Source organism: Rhizobium sp. BR 317, assembly GCF_047445835.1.
Classification (GTDB): Bacteria; Pseudomonadota; Alphaproteobacteria; order Rhizobiales; family Rhizobiaceae; genus Rhizobium; species Rhizobium paranaense.
This window is the reverse complement of record NZ_JARWLB010000003.1, coordinates 176,567-192,543: the sequence shown is the minus strand read 5'-3', so window position 1 is coordinate 192,543 and position 15,977 is coordinate 176,567. Positions and strand designations below refer to the sequence as shown.

The 15,977-nt window shown below is 60.4% G+C and carries 9 protein-coding genes; all 9 read right to left on the bottom strand.

All coding sequences use genetic code 11. The features are described from left to right. Nucleotides 1-160: 160 nt before the first annotated feature. Nucleotides 161-8,671, bottom strand: coding sequence for a GH36-type glycosyl hydrolase domain-containing protein (locus tag QD357_RS05990; RefSeq protein WP_107109843.1), 8,511 nt, complete (start codon nucleotides 8,669-8,671; stop codon nucleotides 161-163). Nucleotides 8,672-9,095: 424 nt separating this feature from the next. Further along, the gene (locus QD357_RS05985) at nucleotides 9,096-9,779 is read right to left on the bottom strand and encodes a helix-turn-helix domain-containing protein (protein WP_210318822.1); all 684 of its coding nucleotides are present in this window, start codon (nucleotides 9,777-9,779) and stop codon (nucleotides 9,096-9,098) included. Between the two features lie 274 nt (nucleotides 9,780-10,053). After that, complete coding sequence (locus QD357_RS05980; RefSeq protein WP_181316113.1) at nucleotides 10,054-10,212, bottom strand: hypothetical protein; 159 nt, start codon at nucleotides 10,210-10,212, stop codon at nucleotides 10,054-10,056. 167 nt (nucleotides 10,213-10,379) lie between these two features. Continuing rightward, complete coding sequence (locus QD357_RS05975; protein ID WP_107109844.1) at nucleotides 10,380-10,574, bottom strand: hypothetical protein; 195 nt, start codon at nucleotides 10,572-10,574, stop codon at nucleotides 10,380-10,382. 164 nt (nucleotides 10,575-10,738) lie between these two features. Beyond that, nucleotides 10,739-11,488 (bottom strand): ABC transporter ATP-binding protein, encoded by a 750-nt coding sequence (locus QD357_RS05970; RefSeq protein WP_107109845.1) that lies wholly within the window; start codon nucleotides 11,486-11,488, stop codon nucleotides 10,739-10,741. Beyond that, nucleotides 11,485-12,318, bottom strand: coding sequence for an ABC transporter ATP-binding protein (locus tag QD357_RS05965; protein WP_107109846.1), 834 nt, complete (start codon nucleotides 12,316-12,318; stop codon nucleotides 11,485-11,487). Before QD357_RS05965 ends, QD357_RS05970 begins: the two co-directional genes overlap by 4 nt. Next, the gene (locus QD357_RS05960) at nucleotides 12,315-13,241 is read right to left on the bottom strand and encodes an ABC transporter permease (RefSeq protein ID WP_107109847.1); all 927 of its coding nucleotides are present in this window, start codon (nucleotides 13,239-13,241) and stop codon (nucleotides 12,315-12,317) included. Before QD357_RS05960 ends, QD357_RS05965 begins: the two co-directional genes overlap by 4 nt. Beyond that, on the bottom strand, nucleotides 13,238-14,305 hold the full coding sequence (locus QD357_RS05955) for an ABC transporter permease (RefSeq protein ID WP_107109848.1): 1,068 nt from the start codon (nucleotides 14,303-14,305) through the stop codon (nucleotides 13,238-13,240). Before QD357_RS05955 ends, QD357_RS05960 begins: the two co-directional genes overlap by 4 nt. Before the next feature lie 21 nt (nucleotides 14,306-14,326). After that, the gene (locus QD357_RS05950) at nucleotides 14,327-15,967 is read right to left on the bottom strand and encodes an ABC transporter substrate-binding protein (RefSeq protein WP_414124114.1); all 1,641 of its coding nucleotides are present in this window, start codon (nucleotides 15,965-15,967) and stop codon (nucleotides 14,327-14,329) included. Nucleotides 15,968-15,977 lie beyond the last annotated feature (10 nt).

Genomic DNA, 15,977 nt, shown 5'->3' with positions numbered 1-15,977 from the left:
TCGTGGCCAAAGAGTTCCCATTGCTGCGCCCCCGCGCCCCGGAGGGCGCGTAAGGTCGCAGCAACGTTTTTGATGGCGCATAGTTTTTCCGGAAATCGATTCCGACTTTCGGGGCTATGCGCTGGCCCCGATCGTCAAAGCGAAACAGTGCGGGAAAACCCTACTGTCCGATCGGATAGCCCTCTTCGGGATGGGCGATCGCCCTGTCATTCACGGTAACCAAGTATCCCTTAGCATCGGGCGCTTTTGAGACGGAAATACGGTATTTTCCGCTCGGCAGATCGAGGTCCGCCGCAAAACCATCCCACTTCGACGGCAGTGCCGGCTTGACGTAGAGATGGCCGTTTTTGACACGGATACCGAGAATCCCCTCAATTGCTACGCGATAAAGCCATCCGGCCGAGCCCGTGTACCATGTCCAGCCGCCGCGGCCGGTCAATTGCCCCTCGCCATAGACGTCGGCGGCAATGACATAAGGCTCCACACGGTAAGTATCGGCCTGATCACGATTTCGTGCATGGTTCACCGGATTCAGCAGTTCGAAGCAATGCCAGGCATCGTCGCCGCGATTCATTTCCGCCAGTGCCATGACCACCCAGGTAGCGGCATGGGTATACTGGCCACCGTTTTCGCGGACACCCGGCGGGTAGGCCTTGATGTAACCCGGATCTCGCGCCGACTTGGCGAAAGGCGGCGTGAACAGCCGGATGATGCGGTTGTCATCATCGACCAGCTTTTCGAGAACGGCGTTCAGCGCCTTCTCGCCGCGCTCGCGGTCGCCTTGGCCGGAGAGAATATTCCAGGACTGCGCGATCGAATCGATCTGGCATTCGAAATTCTCGTCCGAGCCGAGCGGGCTGCCATCGTCGAAGTAGCCGCGACGATAATGACCGCCATCCCAGCCCGCCGTTTCCAGCGCCTTGCGCAATTCCGGCAGATGCTTCTTCCAGCGCTCGACGCGCTCCTTGTCGCCGCGGGCTTCCGCGTAGGGCAGAAAAGCGTTGAGCGTGCCAGCCAGGAACCAGCCGAGCCAAACGCTTTCACCACGACCCTGGATGCCGACGCGGTTCATGCCGTCGTTCCAGTCGCCGCCGAGGATCAGCGGCAGACCGTTGCCGCCCTTGCGCTTGATCGCGAGATCGAGCGCCAAAGCCGCATGCTCGTAGACGCTGACCTTATCCTGCGACACGGTCGGCTGGTAGAAAACGTCATGCGTGCCGGGCATGAGGGCCGCACCTTCGACGAAGGCAAGCTCTTCATCGAGGAGCGACTTGTCGCCGGTCACGGTGCAATACTGGTCGATGGCATAGGCGAGCCAGACGACATCGTCAGAGATACTCGTGCGTACGCCGGCGCCGCTGCCCGGCAGCCACCAATGCTGCACATCACCTTCGCGGAATTGGCGTTGCGCCGCATTCAGGATCTGGTTGCGGGCAAGCTCCGGTGCGTGCATCAGGAATGCCAGCGTATCCTGCAACTGGTCGCGGAAGCCGAAAGCACCCGACGACTGATAGAAGGCCGTACGTGACAAGATGCGGCAACCGAGGCTCTGGTAGGGAAGCCAGGCATTGATCAGGTTGTCCATCGCCTTGTCCGGCGTCGAGATCTGCAGACGGCCGGTGAAGCCGTCCCAGAAGCCGCGGCTGGCCGAAAGCACGGCCTCGAAATCGGCCTTGCGGATATCGGCAACCAACGCACGCGCCTCTTCGATCGAAGCGGTATCGCCCATATAGAGGCAGATATCCTTCTGCTCGCCGGCTCCGACAGTCAGGTCGAAGGCGAGTGCCGCGCAGGGATCGCCGTCGAGATCGGTGGAGTTGGAGAGGACCGCGCCGGAAACGACCGCTTCCGGCATCTGCACCGTGCCATGGCGGCCGATGAATTCGCGGCGGCTGGCTGAGAAGCTCGAATGTCCTTCGCTCGCCGCCATGAAAGCGACACGCTTGGAATAGTCGATGCTGTAGGCATTGTTGGCAAACAGCGCACCCGTTTCCTCATCCAGCGACGATAGGATGAACGGCCGCGTCTTGTTCGGATTGGTGCCGAGGACCCATTCCGCATAATTGTAGAGCCGCAGCCGGCGGGCGCCGTCGCCCGTATTGCGGATGCGCAGGCGGAAGAGCTTGACCGGACGCTCGCGGTCGACCGTTTGCGTCAGTTCCAGCGCAATGCCGTTTTGCTTGCTCGAGAACACCGAATAGCCAAGCCCGTGACGGGCCTCATATCGCACATTCGGATTGCGCGACAGGCTCGCATAGGGAGTCATGACCGTGTTGCTGTCGAGATCGGTCACGTAAAGCGCCTCGCCCGGACGGTTGATGACCATGTCGTTGGTCCACGGGGTCAACTGATAGTCGCGTGAGTTATGGCTCCAGGTGAAGCCACCGCCTTCGGCCGGCACATGGAAGCCGAAGCGCTCGTTGGAGATGACGTTGATCCACGGCTGCGGCGTCGACTGACCGCCGGCGAGCCGGACGACATATTCGCGGCCATTGTCGGCAAAGCCGCCATAACCGTTCCAGAAGTCCAGATCGTCCTGCGCTTCCAGTTCGTCGGCTGCGAAAACCGATTTCTGCGGCACCATCGGCACGGCAAGACGATTGACCGGCGCCGGCCCATCGGATTGCGCGGAACCGAACAGCGTCGCCGCACGGGCGATTTGATCGACGAGCTTGCCGTTGCGTGCATGGAAGATCACGCGCGAGGCAGCAAGAATCTGCTGGTAAGTCTCCTGCTCGATCAGATCCTTGCGGACCGAGAAGATATTCTGACGCAGCCCTTCGCCCTGATTGTGGCGAATATGCTCGACGAGCTTGTCCAGCTCGCGCTGCATGTCCTGGGCCTGATCGACGGCGCGCTCGTTGACGATCACCAGATCGGCATTGATGCCGCGCGAACGCATATATTCCGCCGCGCTCAGCGCTTCCCTGGCGATTTCGAGATCGATATCGTCATTGATGCGCAGCGTGAAGATCGGGAAATCACCCGAGATCGTCACCGGCCAGAGCGCCGACTGCGAATGCAGGCCAGCCTGAACGGTGGCGCCGTCGGCGCGCAGATGCATATCCGGATAGACGAGATAGCGCGCAAGCTTCTGGAAGGCTGCGGCCTGCTGCGAGGTGACGCCGACATGGCGCATCTGCATCTGCGTGCGCGTCCAGGCCTGCGTGAGCTCGATGCCGAACGTATCGGGATTGCGGTAGCGATCGACCGCCTTGTCGACATCCTCACGATGCGGTGCGGCGATCGTCCAGAAGATCACGCTGACCTTCTTGCCCGCCGGCACGCGCACGACGCGGCGCAGCGAAAGGCAGGCGTCCATGGTGAAGCCATCCGTACCGGAGAGGACTGCACCCGGATCGAAAGCAGCAGCTTCCGCCAGCGTCCGGCCACGGCCGAGGAACTTGCGGCGGTCCGTCTCGAATTCAGTCGGACGCTCGGTGCCGGCATTGTCGACGACCAGGTGGGCGACAGACATGTCAGGCTCGTTATAGTCGCGCTTGTTGCGCTCAGCGCGGATCACATCGCCGCTGCTGCCGATTTCGGTGCGCACGAACATGCGGGCAAAGACCGGATGGCCGGAATCGACGTCATCGCTTGCGATAGCCGGCTCGAGATAGGAGGTCACCTCGATGAAGCGATCCTCCGCGCCCATGTTGAGCAGCGTCACGCGGCGGCCTTCGGCATCGTGTTCGGTTGCGACGATGCACTCGACGTCGCTGGTGAGATCACCCACCGTCTTGCTGTATTCCGCCTTTTCATCGCTGAAGGTGACCTTGACCTTCTCGCCTTCGACGCTGCGCGGCTCGGAGGTGGCCGACCACCACTGGCCGGACGCGGTATCGCGTAGGAAGATGAAGGTGCCCCAACGGTCTTCCGTCGGATCGGCCCGCCAACGCGAGACGGACAAGCCGTTCCAGCGCGAATAACCGGCGCCAGTCGCCGTGAGCATGACGGCATAATGACCGTTGGAGAGGAAGGCGAGTTCGCGGTCCTGCGTGGCCGGATCGGCGATCTTGCGGATTTCCGGACGCAGCATGTCTTCCTGGATATTCGCCGGCTGGTCGCTCTCGTGCTTGGCGGCCATGACCGGGATGTCGCGCGGCGCCTTTTCCTGCAGCAGCAGTTCGGCCGCTTCGATCACCGGATCGGCGTGGAAGAGCTCGCGCAGGCGACCATTGAAGGCGACGTTGGCAATAGCCGCAATCGACATGCCGTGATGGTGGGCATAATAGTTGAAGACCACCGCGCACTTCTTGCCTTCCGGAACGCGGGTCGGCGTGAAGTCGACGGCGTCGTGGAAGCCATAGGTGCCGAGGGCGCCGACCTTGCGCAGCTTCTGCAGGTTTTCGAGCGCCGCTTCCGGCCGGTATTGGCTGGCGAGGATAGAGGCATAAGGCGCGATGACGGCATTCTGGCCGAGGCCGCGCTTCAGGCCGAGCGAAGGCACACCGAAGTTGGTGTACTGGTAGTGCATATAGTGGTCGCGGGCGTTGAACGCCGCTTCCGAAATGCCCCAGGGAATGCCGGCGCCGAGGCGCTTGGCATAGTTCATCTGCTCCTGAACGATCAGATTGTTGGTCTGGTTCAGGATACCGCCCTGACGCTCCTGCATGACGAGCGGCGGCATCAGATATTCGAACATCGAGCCGGACCAGGAAACCAGCGCGCCACGCGAGCCGATCGGCACGACCTGGCGGCCGAGACGATACCAATGCTCCGTCGGCAGGTCGCCCTTGGCGATGGCGAAGAGGCTGGTAAGACGGGCTTCGGACGCCAGCAAGTCGTAGCAGGCGGCATCGAGTTCGTTGGTTTCGACGCGGAAGCCGATGGAAAGCAGGCGCCGTTCCGGGCGGTAGAGGAAACCGAATTCCATACCGAAGGCGGTCTCGCGCATGCGGTCGCGCAGCTTGGCCAGGCGCTGACGCAGCGCATCGACATTGGCGAGATCGAAGACGCTGTCGGCGATATGGCCTTCGCAGACCTTCACCAGCGATTCCGACCAGGTGAGCACCTCGCCGCTCTGCGGCGACTTGACCTCGTGGTCGAGGTTGGCGGCGAGTTTCTGGATATCATGCGCCAGGACGGACAGGTTGATGATGCGGATCGAGGCGAACTCGTGCTCGCGCTTGACGGCCGCCAGAGCGTTGCGGAAGCCGATGATGCGCTCTTCCAGGCGATGGCGCAGCGGACGAACGGTCTTGCGGTCATCCGGCAGTTCGGCAAGCATTTCGCCGAGAATGCCGGCGACATCGCCGATACCGTCGAGGTTGCCCTGCATATGCGCGGAAGGTGCTTCCGCCCAGATGCGGCAGGCCGAAGACACGGCGATCAGATGGCCGGCAAAGTTACCGCTATCGACCGCCGAGACGTAGCGCGCGCCCATCGGCTTCAGCGTATCCGTATGATACCAGTTGCAGAGATGCCCGCGGAATTTCTCGAGCTTCTCGACGGTCGCCATGGTCTTTTCCATGCGATCGATGGTTTCTTCGAAGGAAATCCAGCCGAAATTGCGGGCCGAAATCACCGAGAGCAGGTAGACGCCGATATTGGTCGGCGAGGTACGCGAAGCAACCACCGCATGCGGCGTCTGCTGCACATTGTCCGGCGGCAGGTGGTTCTGCTGCTCGACAACGAAGGTGTCGAAATAACGCCAGGTGCGCCGCGCGATCTTGCGCAGCTCGGCCGAAACGCTTTCCGGCACTTCGAGCTTGTCTTCGGTTTCCGCCGTCTGGCTGACATACCAGGCGATCGCCGGCGACAGAATCCACAGCAGCGCGAAGGGAATGCCGACAAAGAAGGCGTTGTCGCCGGAAAGAGACGCGAAAGCCAATGCCAGCAGCGCCAGCACCGGTGCGTGCCACATGACGCGGTAATGGCCGAGGATCGTCGTCTGGGCAGCCGCCTGGGCGCTGGCCGCCGTGCGCCATTGCAGCATCAGCTTGCGGCTGACGAAGGCACGGTAGAGCGAGCGGCCGATAGCGTCAGCCATGATGCAGGCGCCGTCGGCGATGAAGACGATCCGTAGCGCTACTTGCGCATTGGCGGCACGAATATCCGACCAGACCGTATAGAGATGGGCGCGGGCGACGATATCGCTGGTGCGCGGAATGATGCCGTTGATCAGCGACAGCGTCGGTGCCACGAACAGGCAGAAGATCAGCAGGATCTGCCAGATCAGGGCGGCGAACGGCCCCATGAAATACCAGCCGAGCACGGAGGCGAAGAACCAGGCGATCGGCGTCAGCGAGCGGCGCAGATTGTCCATCATCTTCCAGCGGCCGAGGCCGGTGACACCGCGCTTCGGATTGAAGAGATAGGGAAGCAACTGCCAGTCGCCGCGAGCCCAGCGATGCTGGCGCGAGACTTCGACTTCGTAACGGATCGGGAAATCCTCGACGAGTTCGCAGTCAGTAACTAGGGCGCAGCGCGCCATCGAGCCTTCGAGCAAGTCGTGGCTGAGAACCGCGTTCTCCTCGATCTTGCCCTTCAGCGAAGCTTCGAACGCGTCGACATGATAGAGGCCCTTGCCGGTGAACGTACCTTCCTCGACCAGGTCCTGATAGACGTCGGAGACAGCAAAGACATAGGGGTCGAGACCGCGGTTGACGGAGAAGACGCGCTGGAACACCGAAGCGTCCTTGCCGGTCGTCAGCGACGGGGTGACGCGCGGCTGCAGCACGCCGTAGCCACGCACGACACGCTTGGTTTCAGGATCGAAGACCGGGCGGTTGGTCGGATGATGCAGCTTGCCGACGAGCTTCGTGACCGTGTCGCGCACCAGGCGCGTATCGGAATCGAGCGTCATGACGTATTGCACGTTCTTCGGCACGGTATTGGCGCCGGGCAGGAAGGTCGTGTCGCGGTCGCCGCGCAGCAACAGGTTCAGTTCGTGCAGCTTGCCGCGTTTGCGCTCCCAGCCCATCCAGGCGCCTTCGGCCGGATTGTAGAGGCGGCGGCGATGCAGCAAATAGAAGCGCTGCTTGCCGTCTTCCGCATAGCGGGCCGAGAGATTGGCGACTTCGCGACGGGCGTAATCCAGAATTTCCAGATCGCGTTCGCTCTCTTCTTCCTTGCTGTCCGGCCAGTCGCTCAGCAGCGCGTAATAGACTTCGCCAAGCGGATTGGCGAGATAATGAACTTCGATGTTGCGCACCAGTTCGTCGACGCTGTCGCGATTGGCGATCAATGTCGGCACGACGACCAGCGTGCGGGCCTCTTCCGGAATGCCCTCCTTGAACTCATAGCCGACGAGACGCGCCGGCGTGAGGTACATGGTGACCACGAAGTTGAACAGGCCGGTGGCGCCTTCCGATGCCGGCAGCGAGAACATCAGCAGCAGGATTATGGTTTCAGCCCAGCCCATGCCGGCCTGGATCATGAAATAACCAACGATCCAGAGAGCGATGACGGTGAGCAGAAGAACGGGGGCGGCGATCGCCAGCCAGTTGAACTTGCGCCACTGGCGGACGAAGCGCTGCGACAGCTTCGGGCGGAAGCCGATCGCCTTTTCCAACTTCTCGATCTGCTGGCCGACAATGAAATCGCCGATATTCGGCTCATGCGGCTGCGGCTCGCCCGAGGCCTTGGCCGCTTCGGTCATGGCCATGGCGACCTGGGCGATCTCCATTTCCGTCTTGTCGGAGCGGCGGGCAAGCTTCTCGATGGCGCGGCGATAGCTGTTGCGTGAGCCGGGATCGAGCTTTGCGTAATCGGTCTCGTCCCAGAGCAGCTTGTCGACCGCGCTGACCTCCTCGACCCAGCCCGACCAGTCGGTGTCGTCGATCAGCCGCAGGCTTTTGATGATGTTGCCCATCGTCACATTGCCGGACGACAGGCGGTTATGCTCGGCCATCATGACGGTTTCGGCATCGGTGCCGGCTTCCGTCAGGCGCCTTTCCAGCCAGGTGACGGCAAGGCCAGAGGTATGCGAGCCATCGCGCAGGCGATAGAGGAACTGCGTGGCGAAGGTATTGTCTGATGTATAGGGCTCGAGCGTCCTCAGGAACTCGGTGACCTTGGCGTCGTCATTGAGGCGAATGAGCTCATCGACCGCGGCGTTGGCCTTCTTGCGCGTCAGGCGGCTCTGCTCGACGCGGCTGGAGATGCGACGCAGATTGTCGACGAGAACATAGCGCACCAGCGACGGAACCGCCCAGAGTTCACCGATCTTCAGCATCTCGTGCGACTGGAAGCCTTCGACGAGCGCCAGCAGGCCCTGGTTGGATACGGTGCTGTGCGTGTGGGCGACATAGAGCCAGGCAAGCGCCAGCGTGCGCGGCATCACCATGCCGTCTATGGTGATCTTCTGCAGTTGATCGTAGTACTTCTTCGGGAAATCGCGGCGGACTTCCTGGATCGCTTCCTCGATGATGTAGTGGTTGTCGAGCAGCCATTCGGCCGCAGGTGTGATCGATTCGCCGGCGTCGACGTCGGCATTGGCCGAACGATAGACGCGCAGGATCTCTTTTTCGTTCTCCTTGTGCCGGTCGAAGAAATCGAAGGACGCAAAGCCCGGCAGCTTCGTCGCAGCGCCGTTGCGGGCGAAGATCGCACCGCATTCCCGGATCTGATCGTTGGAGAAGTAGGTGGCACGGATCGAATCGTTATGATCGATCTGCTTGGCTTCAGAATCGCGCGGCGGAACAGTGGAGAGATTTTGAGATGTCATGGATTCGTGTTCTGGGTCCAAACAGAGTGACAGGCATTGTCGCCTTTAACGTCTCTTGTCCTGCCTCACACAACTATTCATGCATTTGGACCCTTTGCTTCGCTTCCCGGCGTGCGAAGGGGATGAATTCGAAGTGGCGGCTTAGAACAAACGTATTCAGGCGAAGATTTTCACGGCCTCTTCGTCAAGATCATGGCAATTTTGCGCCACCATTCGAAACAGGCTTCCGTGAAACTTGAGACGCAACCGGATGATTCCGGCAGCAGTCCGCTCGTGTCAAAGACAATCGATCAAGGTCATGAGGCATTCTCCTTAGGCTGATTTCTTGCGACCGCAAATCGGCAGGGCTTGGTAGGTTGAGCCCTGCATATCCCGCGGAAGATGAACTTAAACTGAACTCCCTCAAAAGATTCGCAAATTCCTCTCAAGAGCCGTTTTTTTCCGGGTAGGAAATGATCGACAGAAAGCGGATCGGCAGACTTGTCAGCACCTCCGGACCATGCGGCGCATCGGCGTCGAAGAACAGGCTGTCGCCGGGCCGCATCGCATAGAGCTTGTCGGCGTGACGGTATTCGACCTCTCCTTCCAGCATATAGATCAATTCCAGCCCTTCATGTTGAAACGCCGGAAAAACATCGGAATTGGCCGTTAGCGTGATGAGATAGGGTTCGACCTGCAATCCGCTAGACCCGTTGGCGATATGGCCGAGCAGATTGTACTGATGACCGGCGCGCGTCCCTCGCCGCTCCATCTCCAAACCCTCGCCGGCCCTGACGAAGACGGCGTTGCGTTTTTCTTCGAAACGCCGGAATAGCGATGTGACAGGCACACCGAGCGCCCGAGCCAGGGCCTGCAATGTGGTGAGAGACGGCGACGTGTTGCCGTTTTCGATCTTTGAGAGCATGCCGAGCGATATGCCGGTTGCCGAGGCAAGATCGGCGCCGGTGATGCCGAGCTTCTTGCGAAAGGCACGAACCTCGTGGCCGATCGCCAATTCGAGATTATTCTCCTTGGCGTCGCGTACGGCATGCGAATCCTGGTTCAGGACCGCCTTCACGTCGAGAGCACCACTCCGCCTGCTGCTGCGCCCAGCCCCCACCTTGGTCATGCTTCCGCCCCACTGTACTTTGTGTTTTGGCGGAGCTTACTGTTTTCATGAAGCGCATTCTATTGGGCGCAAGAAATTTTCTTTGCCCAGCAAAGTTTTGACAACGGTGGGAAAGAAGAGTTGCCGTAAGGTAAGGTTTCAACTTGGAACAAATAGGAATGTAATGGTAACCGTCAGGAAACAGAGAGGGGATGACCATCATCCTACAGCGCGCCGCAACGGCAGGCGCAAGATATGACCGATCAATGCCGGTCATATCATTCTTGCGGCGCGCTTAGATAACGATGCCGCAGACGATTGCAGCGATAAAGACAAACGCGGCTGAAAACAGCGCAACGTGGATCGCAGTCTGAATCTTGCTCCGCGTCGTTGCTACGCGCTTAGAACCGTCGAACTGATTCACATGCGTATTAGACATACCCAAATTCGCCATGTGTTGCCTCCGTTCGTTATTTTTTCGATGTTTTGCGGGCGAGTTCACGCCCGACATTCATACAATCCCTATCAATTAGGTAGAGATGGTTTTTCTTCCAGAGGCCAACGAAGGAAAAAATAAACCACTGGATGACGGTCGGGCTCGAAAGATCAGCAAAGCCGAAATCAGCAGAGAATACGGCGAGCCCAGATCAAAGTGCGCTCTACGGCGCTTACTTCGGGTTCGGGAGCCGCAGCTTCGGTCGGACCGATCTGACGGCGGCTCTTTTCTTCCGGCAGAGTGACGGCCAACGCGTCCTCCTCTTTCGCCGGCTGTGGCGGATGAAGATAACCCATGGTCATGCCACCCATGAAAAACATGCCTGCCTCCACTCGTGTATGACCCGTAACAGGGATCACGAAAGTTAACCGCCATTAATGGGATCATGACAGAATTGCGGCACGAGTCAATAGTCTATACGATTGGTCGTCTTTTAAGCGCTGCTTAACTAAAAGAGTGTTGAAGACACAACGAATACAGCTAGTTAGGCGCGGACAAAACCCTTGCTCGCAATCATCAGGTTGCGCGTGTAGTCCTGCTTGACATCGCCAGCCGCCAATTCTTTTGCGCTCAGACGCTCGACGACGGCGCCATTCTGCATCACCACCAGACGTTCGCACATATGCGTGACGACGCCGAGATCGTGGCTGACCATGACGAAAGTCAGGTGACGATCCCTGCGCACCTGCTCCAGCAGATTGAGCACTTCCGCCTGCACGGAAGCGTCCAGCGCCGAGGTCGGCTCGTCGAGCAACAGGATCGACGGCTCGACAATCAAGGCCCGGGCGATCGCCACGCGCTGACGCTGGCCGCCCGACAATTGGTGCGGATAGCGAAAACGGAAGCCCGACCCAAGGCCGACTTCGTCGAGCGCCCGGGTGATGCGCGTCTCGCTGTCGCCGATACCGTGGATCGCCAGCGGCTCCAGCAGCAGCCGGTCGATGGTCTGACGCGGGTGCAGCGAACCATAGGGGTCCTGAAACACCATCTGGACCTGGCGATAGAACGCCTTGGCGCGTTTCGCCCCCTTCAGCACCTCGCCATCGACGCGGATTGAGCCGCCGCTGACGGGCGCAAGACCGGCGACGGCGCGTAACAAGGTCGACTTGCCGGAACCGGACTCGCCGACAAGACCGAAGGATTCGCCCTTGTTCACATCGATACTGACCGCATCGAGGGCAGAATAACCGTCATAGACGACGCTGAGGCCGTCGACTGCAAGCGCTGCCGTCATGCCGCCCACTCCGGCTTGCGGTCGAGGACCGGCAGCGGATGGCGGTTCTCACCGATCACGGGCATGCAGTTCAACAGGCCGCGCGTATAGGGATGCTGCGCATTGTTGAGATCGGCAGCCTTCAGTTCCTCGACGATCTTGCCGGCATACATGACGATGACCCGATCACAGAAGGAAGATACCAGCCTCAAATCGTGCGACACGAAAATCAGCCCCATGCCACGTTCCGATACCAGCCTGTCCATGATCCTCAGCACATCGAGCTGCACGGTGACGTCGAGCGCCGAGGTCGGCTCGTCGGCGATCAGCAGTTCCGGCCCGGCGATCAGCATCATCGCGATCATCGCGCGCTGTCCCATGCCGCCGGACACCTCATGCGGATGCAGCTCGTAGACGCGTTTGGGATCGCGGATCTGCACGGCTTCCAGCATGGCCAGCGCACGGTCGCGCGCTTCCGCCTTGCTGACCTTCTCGTGCGTTCGCAGCGTCTCGGTGATCTGCTTGCCGATGGTCATCACCGGGTCGAGCGAATATTTCGGGTCCTGCAGCACCATGGCGATGCGCTTGCCGCGCAGAGACCGGCGCTCCCTGGCCGAGACCGACAGCAGGTCTATGCCGCTGAAGTTCAGCTTGTCCGCCGTGACGATGCCATGTGACGGCGTCAGCCCCATGATGGCGCGGCCGGTCTGCGATTTGCCCGAACCGCTCTCGCCGACGATGCCGAGCCGCTCGCGGCCGAGCGTGAAGGATACGCCGCGCACGGCCTCGATCACGCCGGTGCGGGTAGGATAACGAACCCTGAGGTTCTCGACCGTCAACAATGCCGTCATTGGCCGCTCTCCTTCGGATCGAGCGCATCGCGCAGGCCGTCACCGAGCAGGTTGAAGCCCAGGCTGACGATCAGGATGGCGATACCTGGCATCGCCGCGACCCACCATTGATCGAGATAATATTTGAACCCGGTGGCGATCATCGCGCCCCATTCTGGCAGGGGCGGCTGTGCGCCGAGGCCAAGGAAACCGAGGCCCGCTGCGGTCAGAATGACACCGGCCATATCGAGTGTCACGCGCACGATCACCGAGGAAATGCAAAGCGGCATGATATGGCGAAAAACGATACGCATCGGCGAGGCGCCCATGAGCTGCACGGCGGCGATGTAATCGGAGCGCCGCACTGTCATCGTCTCGGCCCGCGCCAGGCGCGCATAGGGTGGCCAGGAGGTGATGGCGATAGCGATGATGGCATTCTCGATGCCGGGGCCGAGCGCGCCTGCAAAAGCGAGCGCCAGCACCAGTTTCGGAAAGGCGAGGAAAATATCGGTGATGCGCATCAGCACGGTATCGATCCAGCCACCTGCATAGCCAGCTATCATACCGATAAACAGCCCCAACGGCGCCGAAATGATCGCGACGAGCACAACGATATAGAGGGTCCATCGCGACCCATAGATCAAACGGGACAGGATATCGCGCCCGAGATTGTCGGTGCCGAGAAGATAGCCACCAGTGCCGGGCGGTTTCAGATAGGCGTTGGTCAGATCGCCGATCGTTGGCGGATAGGGGGCGATGACATCGGCAAGGGCCGCCACGAGAACGAGGGCGACAATAATCAGCAATCCGAGAACGGCCAGCCGATTGGCGGAAAATTGCCGCCAGGTGACATAGGCGCGCCCGAGGCTCGCCTGCCGGCGCGACTGCGGCCGATCCGACAGCAGCCAGTCACGCCAGGAAAGTTGCGTGGTCCCAGCCGTCATTTACGTCGCGTCCTTGGATCGAGAGTGCGGTAGAGCAAGTCGGAGAGCAGGTTGATCCCGATGAAGACCGTACCGACGATGACCGTGCCGCCGAGCACGGCGTTCATGTCGGCATTTTGCAGCGAACTGGTGATATAGAAACCGATGCCCGGCCAGGAAAAGACGATCTCGGTCAGCACAGAGCCTTCCAGCAATCCGGCATAGGAGAGCGCAATCACCGTGATCAGCGGCACGACGGCACTGCGCAGCGCATGGCCCCAGATCACCCGCGTCTCCGAAAGCCCTTTGGCGCGGGCAGCGACGATATATTCCTGACCCAGCTCGTTCAGCATGAAACTGCGTGTCATCCGGCTGATATAGGCCAGCGAGAAATAGCCGAGCAGCGAGGCCGGCAGAATAATGTGACGGAAGGCATCCCAGAACACATCCCATTGCCCCTGCATGGCACTGTCGAGCAGATAGAAACCAGTGATCGGCGTGAACGTATATTCGAAGGCGATGTCGATGCGGCCAGGATAGGCCACCCAACCCAGCTTGGCGTAGAAGATGACGAGCGACACCATCGCCAGCCAGAACACCGGCACCGAATAGCCGACAAGTCCGATGACACGGACGATCTGGTCGACGAAGCTGTTGCGGCGCACGGCGGCTAGCACACCAAAGGGAACGCCGAAAACCGCGCCGATGATCGTGCCGACGGTCGCAAGCTCCATCGTCGCCGGAAAGACACGCCGGATATCGTCCATCACCGGATTGGTCGTCAGCACGGAGGTACCGAAATCGCCGGTCAGGGCACTCAGCAGATAATAGTAGAACTGCAGATAGAGCGGCTGATCGAGATGCATTTGGCGGCGCAGCCGCTCCAGCACCTGCGCAGGCGCATGGTCGCCGGCAATCGCCAGCGCCGGATCGATCGGGATAACGCGCCCGATGAAAAACGTGACGGCGAGAAGGCCGAGATAGGTCGTGACCGCCACGACGAGGAAGCGCAAAACACCCATCGCAATGGGCGCGGCACGGCCCTTTTTGGGCCGCACCTCCATTTTCCGTTCGACTGTGCTCAAAGAACTAGTCCTATCGGACCATTACTTCGACACTGGCCAGACGAAGTTGGTGTCGAAGCTCGGGCCGAGCTTGAAGTCCTTCACATCCTTGCGATAGCCGGCGACTTCCGTCTGCTGGAACAGGAAGACGAACGGGCTGGCATCCAGGTACTTCTTCTGGATATCTTGATACATGGCGCCGCGCTTGGTGGCGTCGACCTCGAACAGGGCAGCCTTTGTTTCCTTGTCGAGCTCCGGCGTCGTCCAGTCGTTGCGCCAGGCGAGCGTCTTGTTGGTGCCTGCGTCGGAGTTGTCAGGATTGTTCGTGAACGTATCGGCGTTGGAATGGGGGTCCCAATAGTCGTTGCCCCAGTTGCCGAAATAGATGTCGTGGTTACGGGCGCGATACTTGGTGAGCTTCTGCTTGCCGTCGCCGGGAATGATCTCGACCTTGATCCCGGCCTGGCCGAGCGTCTGCTGGATCGAGGTGGCGACACCCGTATCCGGCTCGATGCTGCGCACGTCCATCGTCACGGAGAAGCCATTGGGCAGACCGGCCCTGGCGAGCAGTTCCTTGGCCTTGGCGACATCGAGCTTGAACGGATTTTCATCCAGAGAGCCAAGCATGCCCTTCGGCTCGAAGGTCTGATGGATTTCGCCGATGCCCTTGATCAGCGTCTTGCTGATGGCGTCGTAATCGACCAGGTACTTGAACGCCTGCTGCACTTCCGGCTTGGCAAGGTTCGGGTTCTTCTGGTTGAGGCTGACGTAGTAGATCGTGCCCTTCGGCGCATTGGTGGAGGTAAGTTCAGCGTTCTTCTCGACGGCCGCGAGGTCCGTCGGCGACAGGTTGCGGGCAACGTCGATGTCACCATTCTCCAGCGCCAGGCGCTGTGCGGAGCTTTCCTTCATGAAGCGGTAGATGACGCGCGCAAGCTTCGGCTTTTCGCCGTAATAATTGTCGTTGCGCTCCAGAACGACGGCCTCGTTGGCGCGCCATTCGCGCAGCTTGAACGGACCGGAGCCGGCAAAGCCGGTCTTCAGCCAGCCATTGCCGAAGTCGTTGTCATACTTGTAATCGGCCGACGGTGTCACCGGCTTGACGTGCTGCGTCACCAGCTTCTTGTCGACCACTTCCGCAACGGTCGCCGTCAGGCAGTTCAGCACGAAGCTCGGCGCGTAGGGCTTGTCGACGGTGAAGGTGAAGGTGCTCGGATCGGTCGCTTTCGCCTTTTCCGTGACATTGGCGCCGGTCAGGCCGAACTGAGTGAGGATGAAGGCCGGGCTCTTGTCGAGCTTGACGACGCGCTCAAAAGACCAGGCGACGTCATCGGCGGTGATCGGATTGCCCGAAGCAAACTTCAAGCCGGGCTTCAGCTTGAACGTATAGGTCAGGTGATCGTCGGAAACCGACCAGCTCTCGGCAATATCGCCCTGGATCTTGGAGGTGTCGTTGATATCTAGGCGAACGAGCAGGCTGTAGGTGTTGCCGGTGACTTCGGCAGCGGAGAGTTCGTAGGCTTCGGCCGGGTCCATGCTGAGAATGTCGTCGAAGGCGAAGCCTTCGACCAGCGTGTCCTTCGGCGTCGTGGCGAAGGCGCTCGGCACGGCCATCGTCAAAAGCGAGAGAGCCGCACCGGCCGAAAGGATGCGGAAGCTGCGGTTCATCTTGGTCATCATCATTGTTTTCGTT